Origin of the sequence: Paenibacillus nitricinens (assembly GCF_052056485.1) — a bacterium.
GTDB lineage: Bacteria > Bacillota > Bacilli > Paenibacillales > Paenibacillaceae > Paenibacillus_AQ > Paenibacillus_AQ nitricinens.
The window spans coordinates 4,514,382-4,537,541 of sequence record NZ_CP183948.1 but is presented as its reverse complement, the minus strand read 5'-3'; the positions used below and the strand labels follow the sequence as shown (position 1 = coordinate 4,537,541).

General features: G+C 44.6%; 15 protein-coding genes. All 15 read left to right on the top strand.

Translation table 11 applies throughout. The annotated features are described in order from the left end of the window. The first annotated feature begins 76 nt into the window (after window positions 1-76). Entirely contained in the window at window positions 77-1,645 is a 1,569-nt protein-coding gene (locus ACN6KS_RS20150; protein WP_280786569.1) for an N-acetylmuramoyl-L-alanine amidase family protein, read from the top strand. A gap of 147 nt (window positions 1,646-1,792) precedes the next feature. Next, window positions 1,793-3,232, top strand: coding sequence for an N-acetylmuramoyl-L-alanine amidase family protein (locus ACN6KS_RS20145; protein WP_094872588.1), 1,440 nt, complete (start codon window positions 1,793-1,795; stop codon window positions 3,230-3,232). 114 nt (window positions 3,233-3,346) lie between these two features. Continuing rightward, on the top strand, window positions 3,347-4,006 hold the full coding sequence (locus ACN6KS_RS20140; protein WP_440960366.1) for a GerMN domain-containing protein: 660 nt from the start codon (window positions 3,347-3,349) through the stop codon (window positions 4,004-4,006). 87 nt (window positions 4,007-4,093) lie between these two features. Then, entirely contained in the window at window positions 4,094-6,826 is a 2,733-nt protein-coding gene (locus ACN6KS_RS20135; RefSeq protein ID WP_440960365.1) for an S-layer homology domain-containing protein, read from the top strand. Window positions 6,827-7,045: 219 nt separating this feature from the next. After that, window positions 7,046-7,726, top strand: a complete 681-nt coding sequence (nth, locus tag ACN6KS_RS20130; protein WP_094872592.1) for an endonuclease III — start codon at window positions 7,046-7,048, stop codon at window positions 7,724-7,726. 25 nt (window positions 7,727-7,751) lie between these two features. Then, window positions 7,752-8,018 carry a hypothetical protein gene (locus ACN6KS_RS20125; RefSeq protein WP_042129455.1) on the top strand — a complete coding sequence of 89 codons (267 nt, stop codon included), beginning with the start codon at window positions 7,752-7,754 and terminating at the stop codon, window positions 8,016-8,018. Window positions 8,019-8,313: 295 nt separating this feature from the next. Further along, window positions 8,314-12,000 (top strand): dynamin family protein, encoded by a 3,687-nt coding sequence (locus ACN6KS_RS20120; RefSeq protein WP_440960364.1) that lies wholly within the window; start codon window positions 8,314-8,316, stop codon window positions 11,998-12,000. Window positions 12,001-12,149: 149 nt separating this feature from the next. Beyond that, complete coding sequence (purT, locus tag ACN6KS_RS20115; protein WP_094872595.1) at window positions 12,150-13,340, top strand: formate-dependent phosphoribosylglycinamide formyltransferase; 1,191 nt, start codon at window positions 12,150-12,152, stop codon at window positions 13,338-13,340. Further along, window positions 13,330-13,794: a GNAT family N-acetyltransferase gene (locus tag ACN6KS_RS20110; protein ID WP_256989949.1), complete on the top strand. Its 465-nt coding sequence runs from the start codon at window positions 13,330-13,332 to the stop codon at window positions 13,792-13,794. Before purT ends, ACN6KS_RS20110 begins: the two co-directional genes overlap by 11 nt. 345 nt (window positions 13,795-14,139) lie before the next feature. Further along, a complete protein-coding gene (locus ACN6KS_RS20105) occupies window positions 14,140-15,792 on the top strand; it encodes a response regulator (RefSeq protein ID WP_094872597.1) in 1,653 nt (550 codons plus the stop codon). A 2-nt stretch (window positions 15,793-15,794) separates the two neighbouring features. Continuing rightward, window positions 15,795-17,624, top strand: coding sequence for a sensor histidine kinase (locus ACN6KS_RS20100; RefSeq protein WP_440960363.1), 1,830 nt, complete (start codon window positions 15,795-15,797; stop codon window positions 17,622-17,624). After that, on the top strand, window positions 17,621-18,643 hold the full coding sequence (locus ACN6KS_RS20095; protein ID WP_076284597.1) for a substrate-binding domain-containing protein: 1,023 nt from the start codon (window positions 17,621-17,623) through the stop codon (window positions 18,641-18,643). Before ACN6KS_RS20100 ends, ACN6KS_RS20095 begins: the two co-directional genes overlap by 4 nt. Window positions 18,644-18,891: 248 nt before the next feature. Beyond that, window positions 18,892-19,968 (top strand): galactose ABC transporter substrate-binding protein, encoded by a 1,077-nt coding sequence (locus tag ACN6KS_RS20090; protein ID WP_094872599.1) that lies wholly within the window; start codon window positions 18,892-18,894, stop codon window positions 19,966-19,968. 145 nt (window positions 19,969-20,113) lie between these two features. Continuing rightward, on the top strand, window positions 20,114-21,625 hold the full coding sequence (locus tag ACN6KS_RS20085) for a sugar ABC transporter ATP-binding protein (RefSeq protein ID WP_094872600.1): 1,512 nt from the start codon (window positions 20,114-20,116) through the stop codon (window positions 21,623-21,625). Between the two features lie 52 nt (window positions 21,626-21,677). Beyond that, window positions 21,678-22,685 carry a galactose/methyl galactoside ABC transporter permease MglC gene (gene mglC, locus ACN6KS_RS20080; RefSeq protein WP_094872601.1) on the top strand — a complete coding sequence of 336 codons (1,008 nt, stop codon included), beginning with the start codon at window positions 21,678-21,680 and terminating at the stop codon, window positions 22,683-22,685. Window positions 22,686-23,160 lie beyond the last annotated feature (475 nt).

Sequence of the window (23,160 nt, the reverse complement as noted above, 5' to 3'; positions counted from 1 at the left end):
TGATAAAGGAAACATTTGGTGATTTCTGTCGTCTTAGTATTTATCTAGATCTATTACTTGCAGAAGGAGCGGGAAAATGAGAAGAGTTGGGTATCGAAAGTTGCTGCTATTGTTGCTGCCATTATTATTACTATCCTTTACTGGACGTGAAGCTGCCGCGGCTGGTAGCAGCTCAGGCAGAATTATTATGGACAATCAAGAGCTTGCTTTACCAAAAGGAATTAAACTTGAGAACGTCAATGGTAGCGTTATGATTCCCGTCAGAGTGGTAGTGGAGAATCTTGGATTTGAGGTATTATGGGAGCAGCAGGCCCGCAAAGTAACGGTTCACCAAGATGGAAAAAGCATTGAGCTGGCTGTAGGAAAAAAAACAGCTGATGCGGATGGAGTAACGTTTGATTTAAACGCAGCACCCAAGCAAAGTGGTGGTACAGTTCTCGTTCCGATCCGTTTCGTAAGTGAGCAGTTCGGTCTAAAGGTTGGCTGGGATAATAGCGATAAAACGGTCTATTTGACGGGTGGACAAGCTTCGGTGGCTACACCTGAGGGAACCGTTACTAGTCCAACAGCAACAAGTACACCTTCTCCAACTCCAATGACTACACCCGGCATGGATAATGGCACAAGCGCTGGAAGTGTTTTACCCTCTCAGACACCACAATCATCCTCAGTACCAGGAAGCACTGGTGTGAATGCAGCAGGTCCGCTTGTAAATGGGGCAGTCTTCACTGAGAATCGATTAATCATCGCTGTTTCTGGAGCTCTTAAACCTAGCATCACAAAAATGAGCAGTCCAGATCGAATCGTTGTAGATTTTCCCGGTGCAGCTTTTGCTCCTGATTTCGTAGGCGGCCTACCGAGTATTACCACAAACGGAACTCCGCAAGGCAAGCTGGATGTTACTGGTTACCCTCTAGTTTCTGAGATCCGGTATGCGTTGTTCAGTGTAAGTCCTTCTACTGTTAGGTTCGTGATTCAAACGATCGGTAGCCAGCCTTATCAATTAAGTACGGATGAAAGTACTGGACTGGTGACACTAGATTTGAATGTTACAGGCAGTGAAGGGAACCCCTCAGGTGGTAGTGGAATGACAGGAAAGCCAGTTGTAGTTCTCGACGCGGGTCATGGAGGGACGCAATCAGGAGCAGTCAGTCTCACGGGTAAGCTGGAAAAAGACTTCAATCTGGCAGTTATCCGTAAAGTACAAACACTACTTATGCAGGAAGCTTTGGTTGACGTTGTATTTACTAGAACTGAAGATATTACGCTGGGACTTCAGGATCGAGTAAATATCGCAGAAGCGGCAAAGGCTAATCTATTTATCTCAGTGCATGGAAATTCACTGGAGCTGGGTTATCCGAATAGAGACAAAATAAATGGCAGTGAAACGTACTATTCGCGTAGTGGGAGTCTGCCGCTTGCTCAGATCATGCACAAACATCTGATTGCAGGTACTGGATTTAAGGACAACGGAGTAAGAACGAAAAGTCTGCATGTGACAAGAGAAACTAGTATGCCTGCAGTGCTTCTGGAAGTGGGGTATCTTACTAATTCAGGAAATGAATCAGGGATGTATAATGAGCAGCTTCAAGACAAATTAGCGAGGGAAATTGTAGCCGGTATTAAGGAATATCTAGGCCTTTAATGCTTGATGTTGGTGAGATTTCTCAATTTTTATGGAATATATTCGCAACCTTTATAGATTATTAGCGTCTAATAGAGGTCTGAGGTTGACGTAGACAGGCCATCACGATCGCCATTCACAGGCGAATACTAGATTTAGAGGTGAAGAATGAAGAAATTCAGTTTGATGTTGTTTTTGTTGCTCTTAGTATTTGTTTTGCCTGAAAACGGACATGCTGCTGCCGGGAATAGCAAGATTTATCTGGACGGCAAGGAGCTGACCGCAGGGCAAAATGTCCCGGTTGAAAATGTGAATGATACAATCATGGTGCCGTTAAGGTTGATCTCTGAAAGCCTTGGATATAACGTGGGTTGGGATCAGAAGAGCAAGACGGTAACGATTGAACAGCAAGGAAAGGTCATCAAACTGGTTGTGAATCAAAAGATAGCCTCAGTTGATGACAAGACAGTAACACTTACCACAGCACCTGTCCTTCGTAGTAATACGACACTTGTACCGATCCGGTTCATTAGTGAACAGTTTGGATTAAATGTCTCGTGGGACAACGTGAAGAAGAGTGTGTATCTTATTACCCCAGGATCCTCAAATGATAACGGTAGTTCAGGTGGAAATACTGAAAATGGTGGATCTGAGGTTGTACCGCCGGTAGATCCTTCTAAGAATTTAACGATGGTAAATGGTGTGAGCTTTAGTGAAAATCGTTTGAGCATTGCCATGGAGGGTAGTTCAGTACCAAAAGTGACAGTGATGACTGGGCCGAATCGGTTAGTTGTTGATTTACCTAATGCCACCTTCTCAGACCTATTTGGCACAGGACAGATCCTTGATCCTGACCTAAACGGTAGCTTGGAAGTGAAAGATTATCCCGATGTATCAGGAGTACGTTACTCCCTTTATAGCACGAATCCTTATACAGTACGTTTTGTAATCGATTTGAACTATGCTAAGAATTACAACGTTACCGTAACTGGAGACGATTCTAAGCTGGTTGTAATCGATCTAAATGCGGAAAGTACTGATGATACTACAACACAACCGGGGAATAACGGCAGAAAGCTAGTAGTATTAGATGCAGGGCATGGAGCTAAAGATTCGGGAGCAGTGGGTGTTACAGGTAAATACGAGAAGAATTTTAATTTGGCCATCGTACTTAAGACAGCTGAATTGCTGAAAAAAGAAAGCAATATTGACGTTGTGCTGACACGTAGTAATGATACTTTCTTGGAGCTCAAGGATAGAGCAGCTATGGCTAATAATCTAAAAGCTGATATATTCATATCTGTACACGCCAATAGCTCAGGATCCTCTGCGGCTAGTGGAACAGAAACGTATTATCAACGGGAAGCCAGTAAAGCATTGGCGAACGTGATGCATAAATATCTTGTTCAAGCTACAGGACTTAGCGATCGCGGTGTACGTTATGGGAATTTCCATGTTATCCGCGAAACGAAAATGCCTGCAGTATTACTTGAAGTGGGATACCTTAGCAATAAAAAAGATGAGGCATTGCTTTTTACAGATGCACTTCAAAACAAAGTTGCGGCTTCAATAGTGAGTGGGATTAAGGAATATTTGGGTATAAAATAACAGACCAGTGGCAGACGAGCGCCGCAAAGTCAGCTTTCTGCTTTTATTTTAAAAGGCAAGAAGTGGTTTTGCGGTACCTGTCTGCCCGTATTCATCTAGAGGAGGCGTTTATTAATGATGAAACAAAAATGGAGTGCAATTGGAATCGCTACACTGCTTCTGCTAGTGATTGCTGGCTGTGGAGACAAGCCTACTGCGGCTCCAGCAAATGGTGTGGAGCAAGAACCTTCAAATGTTGTAAGTGGTGCGGGAGAAAGTACACCGGCTCCAAGCGATGAATCAGGAAACGAAGTGGCTAGCACTCCGCAACCGACAGCAGATAACAGCAACAAAGAAACTCAGGCAACTGCAAAGCCAGTAGCAGATGAGAAGCAAAAACAGAGCCAGAGTATCGATGCATATTATACGGATTCACAAGTTATGGATTTGATTCCTGCTAAGACTAGCATCAGCTTCTCTGACGATGCCCAGAAATATACAGAGACGTTCAAAGCATTGCAGAGCAACGAGAATACGGACCTTGTATCGTTATGGGGCAAGATTGAACTGAAATCGTTAAAGTTTGTTGATGGTCAAATTGTGATGGATATCCATAAACCGGAAGAAGCACAGTTAGGTGCTGGTGGTGAGTCCTTAGCGATTTCTTCACTTGCCAAAACCTATTTTCAATTTGAAGAAGTGAAGAGTATCGAAGTTTTAGTAGATGGTGAAAAGGTTGAAAGCTTGATGGGTCATGTTGATCTAATGCATCCTATGACTAGAGATAATAGCTAATTGTTATTACAACAAAGGATAAAAGCATCTAACTGACGAACTTTAAACTATACTATTTATTTGAGTCATAGAGAGGGGAATAATCTATTGTCCGCGCAAAAAAGGTCAAAACGTCCATTGAAGGCTTATTCTACTAAAGCAGTATCGGCTGTTATGGCTGGGACCATGATTTTTAGTAGCGCAAGCGCAGTATTTGCAGATACAGCTGCTACGACAGCAGCAACAACCACTACACAATCTGTAGGTATTTTTAGCGATGTGAAGACAGGCTTCTGGGCTGAAAAGCATATTTATAAATTAGCATCACAAGGAATTGTGGTTGGAAATAATGGTTTGTTTCGCCCTGGAGATTCTGTAACTCAACAGGAAGCTGTGCTTATGGCATTACGTTTTATGAAGTTGCAGGATAAAGTGGATACTTCTTCAGCTGTGGCCTTGCCAACTGATTTTAAGGTTTCAAATTATTACAAAGATTATGTAGTGTTGGCCTTTCAACAAGGCCTACTTGATAAGGCGACTGAAATGGCTCCAGATAATCTGAAAACTTCATGGGGAGAACGTAAAGCATCCCGAGAATGGATTTCTGAACTGTTAATTCGTGCACTTGGAAAGAGTGCAGATGCAACTATAGCGGCTACTAAACCGACAGGCTTTGCAGATGATTCTAAAGTATCTGCGAACAAAAGAGGGTATATCAACGTTGCTGTTGATCTGAAATTAGCCAATGGTCTTGACGGTAATCGCTTTGATCCACAAGGGGCTGTGACCCGTGCTCAGCTGGCGACCTTTTTCAGTCGGGCAGAGGCCCATAATACACTTGAGTATGATAACACTTACACTGGAACAATTAGTCAATTGAAAGACGGGAAACTGACCGTGTTTAATAACGGAAAGTCTTCTACATATACCCTGGGAGCGAGCACCGCTTATTACACAAGCGCTTCTGAAAGCAGAATAAATCTAAGTGATATCCAACCTTACACAAAGGTTACTGTAATTGGAGCGACATATAACGCAGCCTATGTTGAAGTGACTGACTCCACACAACAAGTGGAGAGTCTTTCCGGAAGCTTCGCAATGGTAGCACCTGGTAATAAGCTATGGCTGAAATCAGCTACTGGGTTCACTGAATATTACTACGATGAAACGACTACCTTTGTAGACGCAAACGGGACATCAATTGAACCTGCTTCACTGGTAGCAGACAGCGTAGTTACTTTGCAACGTGAGACTTACAGTGGATCACACAGAGTGGTCAGTGTTCAAGTGACTTCAGGGGTAGTTAACAAAACGACAACAGGTACCGTTCAAAGTATAGATCTTACTGGGAAAAGCATTACGTTTAAAAATGCTGCCGGTACGGTAGAAACCTTTAAATGGGAGGATGGAACTTCATTATTCACTTATCAAGCATCCGTATTGCAACCTGCAGAATTGAAGACAGGTTCTGCTGTCAAATATACAGTTAAAGAAAATGTGATACGTTCTTTAGAAGTGACAGAAGGTATTGAACGGACCGTTCAGGGTGTACTTACAGAACTGACTAGTTCCACAGTTGTTTATAAAAAAACGGACGGAACTCGTGAAGTTAAGCTACTGGCTACAAAGCCAGCAATTGTTATACCGAACATGAATAGTGCTGTGGCCGATGATCTTATAGCTGATACAGTCGGTGGGGACAAGATTCAGCTTACGCTGAACAGCAGCGATCAAGTCATAAAGATTGAAGTGTTAAGCCGTCAAATTGATCAGTTTAGTGGAGCGATAGTTATTGATTATAATAGTAAAACGCAACTTCTAACGGTTATGGACACTGATAAAAAAGCCCATGTCGTTCAGTTGGATGAAAAAACAAAGCTCACCTATGAAGGTGTATTGCCTAACTTAACCAGTGTTGGTGCAAGATTGACTGAGAATCGCAAGGTAAATATAAAGGCAATCGGACAACGAGCATTGTCTCTGGAAGTTGTTACGAAGTATGAAGGAACCGTTACTGCTGTTAATGTTTCAGCAAGAACTATAGTTCTGAAGCTAAATGATGGACAGAGCTTGACTCTGCCTTCTCCGCAGCTTATTGATCTTTTTGGTAAAACGAATCCAACCGTAACGGATATTCCTGTCGGTAGTTATGTGACAGCCTCGTTAACGGCTGGTCAAGATTTAATAGCTGTTCTGAAAGTTAAGACCGTTCTTCAGGTTGAAGCGGCAACAGTAAATTCTGGAACCAACCGTTTGAGCATTAAATGGAATGGGGGTACCAGTGAAATTAATCCTTATGCTATTCCATTAACAAATGAAGTAGGCGAAAGTATAAAACTTACGGCTGTGAAATCGGGGGATTTTCTTAATGTAACCTTTGATGGAAGCACTCCGCTCGCTATTCAGCTAGTTAAGCTTACAACGGGTCAGATTAGTTCAGTCGATGCTGCAGCGAATAATTTGGTTGTAAAAGAGTATGCTGGAGCGGCACAAAACTTTGCTGTAAGCGGTGGGGTTAGAATCATACGTGATGGCGCCACAACAACTGCTCTTAGTAACTTAACAACAGCGGACAGAGTGGAGATTCGTAAAGACACGGATGGAGCGACAGTCATTCGTGTGTTACCACAGTTAACTCGTTCATTCTCTCGCTATGACAGTTCGACGAACTCATTGGTGACTAAGAGAGCTAATCTGAACGATAAGTATCAGTTCACGCTTGCTTCAAATGTATATATTCATCAAGGAGATACGACATTGTCCGTGCAATCTCTGAAAGAAAATGATAATATTATAATGTATTTCAATAATGATATCGTGGTTGAAATTGTGAAACAATAGTAGCAATGGTGGATTTCTGAGTGAATCACCGTCTTGACACAGGAGCTTTGCCTGCGTCAAGACGTTTTTTTTGAAATATAAGAAAGTATAAGAGTTGTATTTTCTTGAAATGTATGAAACCATACGTTATAATACAGACTTTGCTTATATTTCTTTACATTAGAGAGGACACGCTCATGTGAGTTTTAATGAGCGTAATCGCTCCGTGGAGGGGACACTATGAAAGTTGCAGAGGTCCGCCACATTTTGGATACGATTGGAAACTTGTTCCCTGATGCTCATTGCGAGTTAAATCATAGTAACGCTTTTGAATTAACGATAGCGGTACTGTTATCAGCCCAATGTACGGATGCAACGGTGAACAAAGTGACCGTGGACCTGTTCCAAAAGTACAAAGCCCCCATCGATTATATTTCTGTACCGCTGGAGGAATTGGAGGGGGATATCCGGCGCATCGGCCTATATCGTAACAAAGCTAAGCATATCCAAAGCCTATGCTCTATACTCATAGAACAGTATGGTGGCGAGGTGCCTGAGGCTCATGACTTGCTTGTAACTTTACCCGGTGTAGGTCGTAAAACTGCAAATGTAGTAGTATCCAATGCTTTTGGAGTTCCTGCCATTGCAGTGGACACGCATGTGGAGAGGGTTGCTAAACGACTTGCATTAGCAGGCTGGAAAGATTCTGTGCTGGAAGTGGAAAAGAAGCTGATGAAGGCTGTGCCACGTGACGAATGGACGATCACTCATCACCGGCTTATCTTTTTCGGACGATATCACTGCAAGGCACAGAACCCAAAATGTCAAGTTTGCCCGCTCCTTGATGTATGTCGAGAGGGCAAAAAACGTATGAAAACAGCTGTTGTCAGGAAAGCTAAAGGTCATACGCCAAAAAGTTAGAGTTGAAGAAGAGGATGGGATAGAGATGAAATGCATTTCTGTATACACAGATAATTTTGAAGTGTTCTCGGATATTTTTGACCGCGTAGTGGAAAGCCCACTCGAAGAGAACGAAGAGCAAGAAGTAGAAGGAATCACGATCAGTCATTCCGGTGACGTTCCTGAACACTATTTTGAGCGTATGTCAGTGAAACCTGAAGTTGTTGTAATGAGAGATAAATCTCGTGGTTTGACTATTCTGCAGCACGGAAAAGTATTCGAAATTCTGTTGCCTGTTTCGGAAACTGCATAAATTTAGAAGTGATTAAAGGAGTCGGCCCTAGGGCTGGCTCCTTTTTTGCTTTTGACTTTTCTAGCGATAATAGCAGAAAGATGTTTGAATAACCTCATTTCGTAAGAGATGATAGGTTATTTTGTAAGTAGTGTGTATTTAATTTGTGTCAAACTGGTGATAAACTGTAATTATTATTTATAAAAAAAAGGTTCTGCGTGACATCAAAGAAATTACACCTGTATAAACATTGCATAAGCATAAACGTCTACGGATCAAAGCATGATTAGATGGTAACAGTGGAGGTGGAGAGTCAGTGAGAGCGGAACAGGTTAGAATCGAGAAAGAGACATTAAGTGAAACGGCATCGCTGCTTTTCCAGTTGCGTGGATTAATGCATCGCTGGGGTGATGAAGGCTCTGAACGTATATATGAAGATTTACTACATAAAGAGGGTGGGAATGAGCTGACCCTTGCTTTTTGCGGACATTTTTCGGCAGGGAAATCCAGTATGATCAATCTTCTTTGCGGCAGTTCAGTGCTGCCTTCTGGACCTGTGCCTACTAGTGCGAATATTGTCTCTATTCGCAGTGGAGTTCCACGAGTGCTTATTTATCCTAGAGTTGAAGGAGGTGAAAATGATCCTGCTCCTATAGAGACAACTCCAGAAAGATTACAGGAATACTGTCGGAATGGTGGTGAATATTCCGCAATTGAAGTGTGGAATGAGATACCATTGCTAGGCAAGGATGGCGTACTATTGGATACACCTGGTGTAGATTCGACGGATGATGGTCATCAGGCGGCGACCCGCTCCGCGCTGCATTTAGCTGATGTCGTATTTTATGTAATGGATTATAACCATGTACAGTCAGAGAATAATTTGGCCTTTGCCAAAAATCTTAGTGACTGGGGTAAACCTTTGTATCTGATTGTGAATCAGATCGACAAGCACAGGGAACAAGAGATTTCCATTGAGGAATATAAACGTCAGCTTGAAAATGCTTTTGAACAATGGGGGATTCATTGTGCGGGAATTCTATTCACCTCTCTCAAAAAGAAAGAGCATCCTCTTAATCATTGGGATCATCTGCTCAGCCTTGTAACTGAACTGTTGGTACAAAAGGAGCAGCTACTTCAATATAGTCTGTCTCGTTCCATTCATCATACAGCGGATTCTTCTCTAACTGCATTCCGTGAAGATCAGCAGGAGGAAAGAACAGTTCTCCTTGAAGAACTAGAAGGTACGAATGCAGAGACAGTGACGAATGAACTGAAGTCACTCGAAGAAGAGAAGGAACGACTTGAGGGGTTGCCTCAGCAGTCACGGGCGAGCTTGCGAACTGGCCTAGACACCTTACTTAATAATGCTAATCTAATGCCTGCAGATGTAAGAGAGGCGTCAGGAAGCTACATGGAAAGTGTCAGCCCTACGTTTCGGTTAGGGTTATTCTCTACGGCTGCACGGCGGGAGAAGGAACAAAATAAACGACTGGCAGTCTGGCAAGGACTGTTGACCCGAGAGGTTTCCGCCCAGCTGGAATGGCATTTGATTCAGCTGGTACGTGATTGGGCGGAGAATCTCGGGCTATGGGAGGAGGAGGCGGAGACGACTCTGAAGCAAGGGTTCCCGGCGGTGAGCCAGGAGTGGCTGGCGGCTGCAGTTAAGCCGGGAACGGGGTATAGCGGCGAGGCACTGCTCAATTTCTGCCGCACACTTGCGGCTGATATTAAGAGCCAGTTCCGCCGTGCCGCGTTAGCGGTGAGCGATGATCTGTTAGCGAAGCTGCCACCGCTCATGGATGAGCAGCGTGCCGAACTCCAGCGCCGCGAACAGGCGCTTTCGCGGCAGTCGCGCGCCGTTGACGCGCTAGCTGCGCTGGACCGCGCGGCAGACGCCCGCGCGCACGAGCTCGCGGCGCTGCTGCCGCCGCGCCGGCCCCTCACCCCCGGCATCCTGCCGGAGGTGAGGGTCACCCCGCGTGCGGCTGCGCAGAGCGCCGCACCGCGGGAGGCTCAGCCGCTGCAAAGCGTCGCGGCTGGAAGTGCCGCCGCCGCAAGCTGGGCGGCGGGCACGGCTTCGCCGGCGGGAGGCCGCCGCCGGCTATCGGCAGCCGCTGACGCGCTGGCGGCTGCGGCAGAGCTGCTGCGCCGCGAGCCAGCGATGGCATCGGCGGCGCGGAGCCTGGCCGCACGGGCGGAGGATCTCGCCGGCGGCCGTTTTACCCTTGCGCTGTTCGGTGCATTCAGCGCGGGTAAATCTTCCTTCGCCAACGCTTTGCTCGGCGAAGAAGTGCTGCCCGTGTCTCCACATCCCGCCACGGCTGCGGTCAACCGCATATTGGCGCCGGAAGGTGACTTCCGCCATGCCACCGCGGTTGTCACAATGAAGACCATGGCAGATTTCTGGGATGACATCTGCCATTCCTTCAGTGTGCTGCAACTAGGCGAACCACAGCAAAACTCATGGACAACAGTTCTGGCAAGTTTGCCAGCACGGGGAGTTCATCCCTCTGCGTTGCCACACGCTGGATTTCTAAGAGCAGCAGCGGCTGGCTGGGCAGAAGCTGAGCCCTTGCTGGGAACGGTGCGAACTGTTGATTTAGAAGAATACCGGGGCCTTGTAGCGGAGGAGACCCGGGCCTGTTTTGTGCAGGGGATTGATTTGTATTATGCCTGTCCATTGACCGAAAGCGGAATTGTACTCGTGGATACACCAGGAGCCGACTCATTGCATGCTCGTCATACCGGCGTAACCTTTAATTACATGAAAAATGCAGACGCGATTTGTTTTGTTACCTATTACAACCACGCCTTTTCAAAAGCAGACCGAGGTCTGCTTGCGCAGCTGGGGCGAATTAAAGATAGCTTTGCACTTGATAAAATGTTCTTTATTATCAATGCTTCCGATCTTGCTTCAGGCGAAGATGAACTGGAAGAGGTTCGAGAGCATGTTGCTCAAAATTTACGTGCAGGTGGCTTACGCTCGCCGAGAATTTATGCACTCTCTAGCTTGCTTGCTTTGGAAGGCAAAACTCAGCATGATTATGATCGCTATGAGGCTTCCCGTTTCCATCATTTTGAGCAAGCCTTATCAAGTTTTGCGGGAGATGAACTTCCTCAGCTTTCACTTAACGCAGCAGCAGAGAGCATCGCATCTGTTCGCCGCAGGGCGGAAGAGTGGCAGAATCTCGCTTCCATGGCGGCAAACGAGCGTGAAGCAGGATTAAAAGAAATGCAAGAACGTCGTCAGCTAGCTATGAAGAGACTTTCCCTATTAGAGACAGAAGAACGTCCTAGCAGAGATCTTGTTCATGAAGGTGAGGAGCTGATCTATCATGTCTGTCAACGGATTAGCTTCTCCTTCACCAGAAATTTTCAGGAATCTTTCCACCCCTCATTATTACGTGAGGACGCAGGGAATTTAAAAGCTATCTTCGCTGCGTGTGGTGCAGAGCTGATGCGTACCACTAAGCGTGAATTGGAGCAAGAGCTATGGGCGACAACGCTGCGACTAGAAAGTACCGGGCGCAGACTTGTTCATGAAGCGGCTGAAGCGGCGGCTACTGAGCTGTTTTTCTCTACTCAAGAGTTTCATCTGACGGAGAATGAAGAAGCAGCATGGCCTTCTCCTAGTGAGCTGGAATGCCAGCTTCAGGGCGTGGAATGGTCAACCTTATGGGGACATTTCAAATCTCCTCGCTATTTCTTTGAGGGGGCCGGTCGGGAGCAAGTCAAAGGTGCGGCCGAGCCTCTTGTGAAAGAAGCTGTTAATGTTGCGGCGGCAGAGCAGAAGAAAAAATTGCTTGCGCATTATGTCGATTGCATAGCCAGAGAATTAAAGGTTGCTGCAGATCGCCTACAAGAAGGGTTAGCGGAGCAAGAGAAAGCGATGTTAGATCTCCTTAAAGGGGGTGAATCCGCAGATCATTGGGGTCAACTAGGTCACCAATTATCTATCTTGGAACAATCTTTCGTTGATAGATTAGACAAAAATCTTTGAAATTTGTAGGAAATTGTCGAAGAACACTTGCAATCTGGCGTATGATGGATGAAAATAAAGAAGCCTGAAAATATACAATGAAACTGTTTTGTTTTCAGAAATTTATGGAAACGAGATAGTCAATTTGCCGAAAGAGGTTGAAATCGACAATGTGGGGAGCTCCTTTTTCAGCTCAAAGCCGCAAGCTGCTGCTACTGGGCAGCGGGGAACTGGGTAAGGAAGTCATAATCGAAGCTCAACGTCTTGGCGTAGAGACCGTAGCTGTAGACCGTTATAGCGATGCACCAGCGATGGGTGTAGCTCATCGTTCACATGTTATTGATATGCTGGATGCAGAAGCGCTTAAAACGCTTATTCGCTCAGAGAAACCGGATGTTATTGTTCCGGAGATTGAAGCAATCGCTACTCATGCCCTTCAAGAGCTTGAAGAGGAAGGTTTCTTCGTTGTTCCGACCGCACGAGCGGCTCGTTTAACCATGGACAGAGAAGGCATTCGCCGACTTGCTGCTGAAGAACTTGGATTGCCAACAGCGGATTATCGTTTTGCAGATAGTCTGGAAGAACTTCGTCAAGCCGTTGCAGAACTAGGTACTCCTTGTGTCATCAAGCCGATTATGAGTTCTTCCGGCAAAGGTCAGAGTGTTTGCAAAAGACCGGAGGATGCGGAAGAATGCTGGAACACTGCTTTGGATGGAGCGAGAGCTAAAGGGACTCGTGTTATCGTAGAGGCATTCGTTACCTTTGAAAGCGAGATTACACTTTTGACGGTGCGGTCCGTGGCTGGCACGATATTTTGTCCACCTATTGGGCATATTCAGAAGGATGGGGATTATGTCGAATCATGGCAGCCTCACTTTATGAAGGCGGAACTTCTTGATGAAGCTCAGTCTATTGCCAAAGCAGTTACCGATCAGCTCGGAGGTTTCGGTATTTTTGGAGTGGAGCTTTTCTTGACGGATCGAGGCGTATTGTTTAGTGAAGTGTCCCCTAGGCCTCATGATACGGGGATGGTAACGATGGCCACGCAGGATTTATCTCAATTTGCAGTGCATGTCAGAGCTATTCTTGGTTTTCCAGTCCAGTCAGTACAATTATTGACACCAGGTGCCTCAGCTACGCTGAAGGCTGAAGGAGAAGGACGAGCTTTTGTTGTGACCGGAATTGGTGAAGCTTTGGAACTACCTAGGACTCAGGTTCGGGTGTTTGGTAAACCAGAAGTCCGTCCAGGGCGGCGGATGGCTGTAGCGTTAAGTGCGGCGGAAAATGTGGAAATCGCGCGGACGGTAGCCAAGCAGGCAGCGTCTATGCTAAAAGTGGAGGTAAATGAGGATGAACAGTAGTACCATGGCACCTGTACTGGAAATTCGCAAATGCGGCTTGAATGATCTGGAGAGAGTGACAGCGCTTCTGCGTGAATTCGGCTATCCAACAACGCTTAGCGTGATGAAAGAGAGACTTGAAAGCATGGAGAATAACCATCTCCAATGCACGCTTGTTGCAGAACTAAACAATGAAGTTGTGGGAATGGTCGGTCTTAGACAGGTAATCTCGTATTACAAACAGACAGATTGTATCACTGAGATTACTGCACTTATCGTATCAGAAGAACTCAGAGGAAACGGACTCGGTAAAAGACTTGTGGCCGCAGCTGAAGAATGGGCACGTGAGCAAGGTTGCTGTCAGCTCTTCTTGAGAAGTGGTAACCGCGTAGAGCGCGCACCGGCACATTCCTTTTATCGTCATCTAGGTTTCGAAAAGACAGCAGGCTATCGCTTTAACAAAGCGTTGCTATAATACTTATAGGTTCCGATCATCCCCATCCCAGCTACGGCGGGATGGTTTTTTTTATGTAAATATAAGGAACGATCAAGGATATGAGCCGAGAACATAATCCCTCTAATCTTCATACCCAGTTTTTATATCCATACGACGCTAACTTTCATGTCGCTTTTATTCCGGATTTCCGCTCTCTTATACTCCGAATTTTATAATCCTCTGACTGCCTTATGCAGTTAATAGACCAATTCTTTTAATTTATAATAAATCGATCTAAATAACTAACCATAGATGGAATAGTTTGAATCATATAGAATGAATTTTATGACAGTTAAATAAATCGTTTTCAAAGAGGGATGAGAGATGTACAAGTTAATTCTTGCTGAAGATGAAGAAGATGTAAGGGAAGGGGTCATCAGTCAGATTGATTGGGAGCACTTTGGCTTCGAAATTGTAGAACAGGCGGAGAATGGACGAGAGGCAGCGGATGCGATAGATCGTTTGCTCCCGGATGTAGTGGTGACTGATATTCAAATGCCTTTTATGAACGGGCTGCAGCTGGCGGAATGGATTCGCGAGCGGCATCCTAATACCAAGATCATTATTTTGACAGGGTATGATGAATTTGAATATGCACAGAAGGCGATTAAACTGCAAATCGATGAATATATTTTGAAACCGTTTTCTTCACAGGAGTTGATTGATGTTCTGCTAAAGGTCAGGGGCACTATAGAGGCTGAAATCGCAGAGAAAGAGAATGTTTTTGTACTCAGTGAGCATTATCGAAAAAGTCTGCCTGTGCTGCGTGAGCAGTTTTTATCTTCACTAGTTTCACGCAAGTTACGAATGAATGAAATAAACGAGAAAAGTTCGGAATACGGAATAGATCTGCATGGGAAATGGTTCCAAGCCTCGGTAATTAGTGTGGATTATATTCGTCCAGAACGGGAAACCGTTAACCTTACCGGAGGTAAGCAAATTTCTTTGCGAGATACGGGAGAGAGAAATTTACAGCTCTTCGCTGTGCTGAATATTGCGGAAGAATTATGTAATAAGCATAATTTGGGCAGGGTGTTTATCCATCGTGATGAGGTAGTGCTTCTTTCCATTTGTGATGCAGGAGAAGAAACTGAAATCACGGGGAGAACTTTTGAAATTCTAGAAGAAATCCGCCACAATGTGCAGCGGTTTCTTAAGCTAACGGTAACCGCTGGTTCAGGAACGGTTTGTCACTCGCCTGCTATGCTATTTAACTCCTTTGGAGATGCCATGCAAGCGTTAGATTATCGCCTCATTCTTGGCAATAACAGAGTCATTTGGATCGAGGATGTGGAGTCACGTTCGAATACACTCTTGGCCTATGATGAATTGACCCAGCAGTCCTTAATCCGAACGATTAAGATGGGAACCGTACAGGAGCTTAAGGAGGTCGTGGAGGAGTTATTTGGCGGATTGAATGCTGAGCAGGTATCTACTCAGGATTATCAGATTTTTTTGCTGGAGATTATTACATCCATCCTGCGTGTAGCCAAAGAGTCCGGTAGTGATGCTGCTAAGTTCGTTGGATCTGGCATTTCCTCATTAACTGAGATGAATAAATTCAATAGTATGAGTGAAGCCAAGCAGTGGATTATTACCATCTGCAGCCGGCTAATGGACTCCATTGCTTTAGAACGCCAATCTAGCTATAAGCTGCTCATTGATGAAGCTAAAGATTACATCCGTAGCCATTATGAGGAATCGGATATTTCTATCGGAAAGGTCTGTCAGCATTTACATATCAGTACAGGCTATTTTAGCAGTATTTTTAAGAAGGAAATGAAGATGACTTTCGTTAGTTATCTCTTGCAAATCCGATTAGAGGCAGCAAAGGAACTTTTACGCTCCACGGAACTTAAGGCTTTTGAAATCGCCGAGAAAATTGGCTTTGCTGATCCTAACTATTTCAGCTTCTGCTTCCGTAAAAAATATGGTCAGTCTCCCAAAGAGTATAAAAATAGCTCCAGAGGAGGGTAGTTATGCGGCAAGAAAAGCCTTATTCTTTTCGACTGTGGCCGCAGCATTCAAAAGGGGGGAAACGTCGATTGTCCTCTAAGCTGCGTAGTATTCAAGTAACGATTACGCTCACTTTTACATCCGTTGCCGTTCTTGTAGCCGTCGTTGTCAGCCTTATGCTGTATAACAAGTTTGCGAAGACGGCAGAAGAGAATGCCAATATGAATATGCAGCAGATTATTGAGCAAGTGAACTACAATTTGGAGCTTTATGTTAAAGGAATGCGAAATATTTTTGAAACTGCAGAAGATCAAATTACGAATAGTCCCTCCGTAGACTCTGCTTTATTGATGGAAAGAATGGCCATGTTAATGGGAAGTAGAGAGGATCTGGTTTCTGCAGCGGTTTTTACACCACAGGGGAAATACGTCGTGGGTACAGCAGGACAGAAACTGCGCAGCAACACACAGTTAGAAACCCAGAGCTGGTTTACAACGGCCAAAAGAACATCTGAGATCTCCTATTCGGCGCCCCATATTCAGAACTTGTTTAAAGGTCAATATATTTGGGTCGTGTCGATCAGTAAACTCATTCAATATCAGGAGAAGGGAGTACTAAAAACGGGTATCCTCCTTATGGATTTTAACTTTCGCACCATAGATGAGCTGAGTAAGCAGGTTAAGCTTGGTAAAAGAGGATACGCTTACATCCTCGATCAATTAGGCAACATCGTGTATCATCCGCAGCAGCAGCTTATTTATGCTGGTTTAAAGTATGAGAATGTGGAGCCGGTATTGGAATATGCTTATCGTAGTTATTTGGATGAATCTACAGGTGAAAAACGATTTATTACAGTACGAACGCTAAAACAGACTGGGTGGAAAATAGTAGGTGTTGCTTATTATGACGAGATCGTGACCACCAAGCGTGATCTGAACACCTTTTTATCCTGGTTCTTAGCGGTAGTTATTTTATGTGTAATTATCGTATCTGTCTTTTTGTCTGCGCGGATTGCCCGCCCGATCCGTAAGCTGGAACGGACACTTCAGCAGGTAGGAGAAGGGGATCTTAATACTCGAATCGATGTAAGTGGCGCCTATGAGGTAGAACAGTTGTCTAAACGCTTTAACCTCATGCTGCAGCGTATTCGTCAATTGATGGATCAAATTATTTATGAACAAGAGACGAAACGTAAGGGTGAGCTTGAAGTTCTGCAATCCCAGATTAATCCACACTTTTTGTACAATACCTTGAACTCTGTGATCCGGCTTGCTGAGCGTGGTAAGACGGAGGAGGTCGTTACAATGATTCAGTCTTTATCTAAGTTTTTCCGGATTAGTCTAAGCAAAGGGAATAATATGATTACCGTGCAGGAAGAGCTTGATCATATTCGTCATTATCTCGTCATTCAGAGCTTTCGTTTTAAAAATAAATTCCGCTACGAGATCATTGCACAGGATGAGGTACTGCAGTGTCAGACGATTAAGCTGATTTTGCAGCCTATTGTAGAGAATGCCTTGTATCACGGAATAGAAATGATGCCTGATGAAGGTTTTATCTCTATCCAAGCAGAACTGAAGGACAATCTTGTCATCATACGGATTAGTGATAATGGATTAGGAATGTCCAAGGAGACTATGAAGGTTATTTTGACAGGCGGCAGTAAGAGTATGAGTGGTTCCGGGGTAGGCGTAAGAAATGTGAACGAGCGTATTGAGTTGTACTATGGCCGTGAATATGGACTTTCTTTTGAAAGTGAAATTGAAGAAGGCACTACGGTTACCTTTATCTTCCCGGCATTAGCAAAAGTCGAAGGCAGTGAAGGGCTTAAGGAGGATGAGACATCGTCATGAAAACCTTTCGTTTTTGGCTAACTTTGTTAATGTGTGCGGTGTTATGGACTACAGTTACCTCTTGTTTTAATTCAGCACCCAATTACATCAATACAAATAAGACCCGTAATATTCATCTCATTGTGAAAATGAACAGGGGCGATTACTGGAATACGGTTAAATTGGGAGCAGAAGCTGCAGCACAGGAATTCAACGTTAAATTAACCTTTAAAGCCCCGGACTCTGAGAGTGACATCACAGAACAGGTGAAAATGGTGCAGGACTCCATTAAAGAAAAAGCAGACGTGATTATTTTAGCTGCAAGTAGTTACATGGGGCTTGCTCAGGTTGTAGATCAGGCTGCTTATTCTAAAATCCCTGTGATATCCGTAGATGCGGAAGTAGGTTCAGCAAGAGTAAGGACATATATTGGCTCGAACGGCTATGAGGCGGGTCAAAAATCTGCAGAACGGCTGATCAAGCTGTTAAAAGGTTACGGCGAGGTGGGCATTATTAACTTCACCAATTCAACGCAGAGTGAGAAGCTGGAGTCTTCTAACGGCATTGAGTATGGGGCAAGAGACGCGGAGGAGCGGGAGAAGGGATTTTTAAATTACACTGCGCGTTATCCGAATATACAGGTGGTTGAGATTTCATACACGACCTCCAGTATTAAGGATGCAGAAGATCTTACACAACTGATGCTGCTGAAGCATCCGAATCTTCGAGGAATTGCGAGCCTGAATGAAACTGCTTCACAAGGGGCTGCAATGGCTATCCAAAGTCGGGGGCTGCAAAATATTAAAATGGTAGCCTTTGATAGCTCTCCTTCCATGATGGAATTGCTGCAGGACGGTACTGTTCAAGCAACAGTGATACAGAATCCTTTTAGCAACGGGTATTTGGCTGTAAAACATGCCGTTGAAGTGATCGAAGGAATCGATGTACCAGAACGCGTCGATACAGGAACAAAGCTAATTGATTTGGATAATATGTTGTGGCCTGAGAATCAAAAGCTGTTATTTCCATTTGTTAGATAGATGTTGATTTAACGTGAAACGGATACCATCCTTGAATGGGGCGGTATTCGTTTTTTATTTTAGAAGATAAGAAAGTATAAATTTTAAATGAAAATCATCCTTATATTTCTTCTTGGGTTCATTAGAATTTTTATAGTAATGAGTAGGATTTTATATTCGCAAGCGTTTTCAGGTGTTGCATAATATGGATGTACCCGAGACGATCAGGGGCAAATAAAAAAGAAGTATAAATAGGAGGTCAATGAATTATGAAAAAAATCACTTCCGTTCTATTAGCTAGTGCTTTGCTGGGTGCTGCTCTGACAGGCTGTGGTGGCAACAACAAAACTACAGATAGTGCTGCAGACAAGGCAACTAACGCTCCAAAGACTGAGAACTCGGGCACTACAACAGAAACGCCTAAAGTTGGGGTCGCCATTTACAAATTTGACGATACTTTTATGACAGGTGTTCGTAACGCTATCGATAGTGCTGCTAAAGGCATCGCTACAGTAGATATCGTAGATAGCCAAAATTCACAACCAACACAAAATGATAAGGTTGACTTATTCATCACTAAAAAATATAACGGAATGCTGATTAACCCAGTTGACCGTACAGCTGCTGGCGTCATTATCGAAAAAGCAAAAACAGCAAACATTCCAGTGGTATTCCTTAACCGCGAACCGCTTCCTGAAGATATGAAGAAATGGGATAAGGTTTATTATGTAGGTGCGAAAGCAGAAGAGTCCGGTACAATGTCCGGCCAACTGATTGTTGACTACTGGAAAGCGCATCCTGAAGCGGACAAGAACGGCGACGGAGTTCTCCAATATGTAATGCTAAAAGGCGAACCAGGACACCAAGATGCTGAGCTTCGTACTACTTACTCTATTCAAGCTATCGAAGATGCAGGAATCAAGGTGGAGAAACTGGCTGAAGATACAGCAATGTGGGATCGCGTAAAAGGACAAGAAAAAATGGCTGCATTCCTTGGCTCCCACGGCGACAAAATTGAAGCTGTTCTTGCTAACAACGATGATATGGCCCTCGGTGCAATCGAAGCTCTGAAAGCTTCAGGTTACTTTACAGGTGACAAATTTATGCCGGTAGTAGGTGTGGATGCAACTGCTCCTGCGATTCAAGCGCTGGAAGATGGAACAATGCTTGGAACGGTGCTGAATGATGCGAATAACCAAGGTAAGGCTGCTATCACAGTTGCCGCTCTGCTTGCTAAAGGCGAAACGCCTACGAAAGATAATGTGGGTTTTGATATCACTGATAACCAATACGTATGGATTTCCTACAAAAAGATTACGAAAGACAACATAGCTGACGCTAAGTAATTAACCTCGGCTACAGAGTTACTCATGATCATATGACAAAACGAGGAGCGGATAACCGCTCCTCGGTATTTCTTTTAGGCAGGGAACAGGATGGAACCGCTGTGCCTCTCATAAAAAAGAAAAAAAGCGTAGGGGGCGTAACAACATGGAAAAAGCTGAGTTTTTGCTGGAAATGAACAATATTACGAAAGAATTCCCCGGCGTCAAAGCGCTGGATGATGTTAGTTTAAAGGTCAGACCGGGTTCGGTGCATGCCCTTATGGGCGAGAATGGTGCAGGTAAGTCTACACTTATGAAATGTCTCTTTGGTATTTATTCACCGGATGCCGGTGAGATCTTTTTGGATGGCGAGAAGGCATCCATCAGCAGTTCAAATGATGCGTTAAAAAGCGGTATATCGATGATTCACCAGGAGCTGCATCCCGTGCCGTTCCGAAGTGTTATGGAGAATATCTGGCTAGGACGTTTTCCAACGAAGGGAATCGGACCGATTCAGTTTATCGACCATAAGAAAATGTTCACTGACACGGAAAATTTGTTTAAAGATCTGGATATCGATCTGAATCCCGAAACATTAGTGGGTAAGCTTTCCGTATCCAAAATCCAATCCATTGAAATTGCGAAGGCTGTCTCTTTTCACTCCCGAGTTATTGTAATGGATGAACCCACTTCTTCCCTAACCAGTGTGGAGGTGGAACATTTATTCCGGATCATACGGGATCTCAGAAGTAGAGGCGTAGCTATTATCTATATATCTCACAAAATGGAAGAGATTCTTGCCATCTCTGATGAAGTTACTATTATGCGTGACGGTAAAAAAATCGGAACCTGGCCAGCAGAGGAATTAACTACAGATATTATCATTTCCAAAATGGTGGGCCGTGATTTGACCAGCCGTTTTCCTGAGCGCTTCAACGTACCTGGTGAAGTATACATGAAGGTGGAAGGCTTAACCTCCCCTGAGGAAAGATCATTTAAAGATGTGTCTTTCGAATTAAGACGTGGAGAGGTCCTTGGTATTGGGGGTCTGGTAGGTGCCCAGAGAACTGAGGTCATTGAGGCGTTGTTCGGTCTGCGAGCCTTGAAATCCGGAACGATCTCTATTAAAGGCAAGGAGGTTACTATCAATTCTCCGAAGGATGCTAAGAAACACGGAATGGCTTTGCTTACCGAAGAACGTCGTGTAACAGGAATTTTCCCAGTTTTATCTGTCCATGAGAATGGTGCGATTGCTAATCTACATCGTTACCAAAAACCGTACCTCCTGCTGAATAGCAAGAAGAAAAAAGTTGAAGTAGATAAAATGATTGAAAAATTACGAACTAAAACACCTACAACCAAAACGCTAATCATGAATCTTTCTGGTGGTAATCAGCAAAAGGTGCTGCTCGCCAGATGGTTGCTTACTGAGCCCGAAATCCTACTTCTGGACGAGCCGACTCGCGGTATCGACGTAGGGGCTAAATTCGAGATTTACTCCATAATTGCTGACTTGGCTCAGCAAGGGAAGAGTATCATTATGATCTCCTCTGAAATGCCGGAGCTGCTCGGAATGTCTGACCGTGTAATGGTCATGTCGGAAGGACGGCTTACAGGAATATTAGAAGGCGAGCAAGCTACGGAAACCGAAGTTATGCGTCTCGCTGCACAGCATTAAGGAGTAAGGATAGGAGAATATGCTTGCGTAATTTTAAGGGGGATCACTACAAATGAACGTTAAAAAAGCTCAATCCTTTGTGACTCAAAACGCGATTTACATCGTGCTGGTACTGCTGATTATGGGGATCATCATATACGATCCAAACTTTATGTCCATCAACACCTTGCGTGACGTACTGATTCAGTCGTCTACACGCGTTATCATCGCGCTTGGGGTTGCCTTTATCCTTATTACGGCAGGTACTGACTTGTCCGCCGGACGGGTGGTTGGTTTTACGGCGGTTATCTCCGCTTCGATGCTGCAAATCCCAGACTATTCCCGTCGTTTTTTTCCAGATCTTCCGCAAGTGGAAGTAATCCTTCCGATAGCAATTGCTATCATTGCTGGTCTTCTCTGTGGACTTATCAATGGTATTGTCGTTTCCAAGCTTCACGTTCCGCCATTTATAGCTACCCTGGGTACAATGCTCATCGTGTACGGGCTGAACTCCCTGTACTTCGATATGGACCCGAACCAATCCCAGCCAATCGGCGGTCTGCGTCCTGATTTTACCAAAATCGGGTCCGGCTTCATCGGGAGCGGCAAATATTCAGTACCATACATTGTTCTCATAGCCCTGGCGGTCGCCGCCATTGTTTGGGTGGTATTCAATAAAACCAAGCTGGGTAAGAACATGTACGCTATTGGCGGAAATATGCAGGCGGCTAAAGTATCCGGTATCGATGTTTCCAAGAACCTGATTTATATCTATGCTATTGCTGGTGCGCTATATGGTCTGGCAGGCGTTCTGGAAGCTGCTAGAACAGGTGGAGCAACTAATAACTACGGTAACATGTATGAACTTGATGCCATTGCAGCTTGTGTAGTCGGTGGCGTATCTACAACCGGGGGCATTGGTACTGTGCCGGGTGTTCTAGTGGGGGTTATCATCTTTACTCTCATTAACTACGGTCTGACCTTTATCGGCATTAGCCCGTACTATCAGTTAATTATCAAAGGTTTGATCATTATAGCCGCAGTCGCATTTGATATGCGGAAGTACTCTTCGAAGAAGTAGTCATGGTCGCGGGGTGATTAAGGGCTAACTCCGGGAAATATTGGGCTTACGATCGCTGTTATTCTCAGATTCCTTGATTGATACCGCGTTAGCGGCTGGAATCTGAGAACAAAGGTGACCAATTTGTTTCTACAGCTCCAAAGTTCCTCTCTGTTCTCATTATCACCTCGCTGGGGTAAGACAGAAGAAGCGTTTGCTAGTTTACCGCAAACGCTTTTTGGCATGTCTCTTTCAATGGCTTTGCACTGTCACAACCAATATCGCTACAACAACCTCGCACAAACATTATCGCCTACTGCCGCCGATAGTCCTACCCCGACTTCCACGGTTAAGACCAACCTATATTATACGCAGACACTGCACTCGTTTTTGTTTGAAATGTAGTAAATGAACGGTATCAATCCCGGATAATCGACTGAATTGAGCTAAATGAAGTGTAATAGTTTTTGTTCCCGCCTAATACCCACCGTGCAAC

What these genes read in the sequence shown, in the direction of transcription:
- ACN6KS_RS20150 (WP_280786569.1), top strand. Translation starts at nt 77, where the DNA reads ATGAGAAGAGTTGGGTATCGAAAGTTGCTGCTATTGTTGCTGCCATTA.
- ACN6KS_RS20145 (WP_094872588.1), top strand. Translation starts at nt 1,793, where the DNA reads ATGAAGAAATTCAGTTTGATGTTGTTTTTGTTGCTCTTAGTATTTGTT.
- ACN6KS_RS20140 (WP_440960366.1), top strand. Translation starts at nt 3,347, where the DNA reads ATGATGAAACAAAAATGGAGTGCAATTGGAATCGCTACACTGCTTCTG.
- nth (WP_094872592.1), top strand. Translation starts at nt 7,046, where the DNA reads ATGAAAGTTGCAGAGGTCCGCCACATTTTGGATACGATTGGAAACTTG.
- ACN6KS_RS20125 (WP_042129455.1), top strand. Translation starts at nt 7,752, where the DNA reads ATGAAATGCATTTCTGTATACACAGATAATTTTGAAGTGTTCTCGGAT.
- purT (WP_094872595.1), top strand. Translation starts at nt 12,150, where the DNA reads ATGTGGGGAGCTCCTTTTTCAGCTCAAAGCCGCAAGCTGCTGCTACTG.
- ACN6KS_RS20110 (WP_256989949.1), top strand. Translation starts at nt 13,330, where the DNA reads ATGAACAGTAGTACCATGGCACCTGTACTGGAAATTCGCAAATGCGGC.
- ACN6KS_RS20105 (WP_094872597.1), top strand. Translation starts at nt 14,140, where the DNA reads ATGTACAAGTTAATTCTTGCTGAAGATGAAGAAGATGTAAGGGAAGGG.
- ACN6KS_RS20100 (WP_440960363.1), top strand. Translation starts at nt 15,795, where the DNA reads ATGCGGCAAGAAAAGCCTTATTCTTTTCGACTGTGGCCGCAGCATTCA.
- ACN6KS_RS20095 (WP_076284597.1), top strand. Translation starts at nt 17,621, where the DNA reads ATGAAAACCTTTCGTTTTTGGCTAACTTTGTTAATGTGTGCGGTGTTA.
- ACN6KS_RS20090 (WP_094872599.1), top strand. Translation starts at nt 18,892, where the DNA reads ATGAAAAAAATCACTTCCGTTCTATTAGCTAGTGCTTTGCTGGGTGCT.
- ACN6KS_RS20085 (WP_094872600.1), top strand. Translation starts at nt 20,114, where the DNA reads ATGGAAAAAGCTGAGTTTTTGCTGGAAATGAACAATATTACGAAAGAA.
- mglC (WP_094872601.1), top strand. Translation starts at nt 21,678, where the DNA reads ATGAACGTTAAAAAAGCTCAATCCTTTGTGACTCAAAACGCGATTTAC.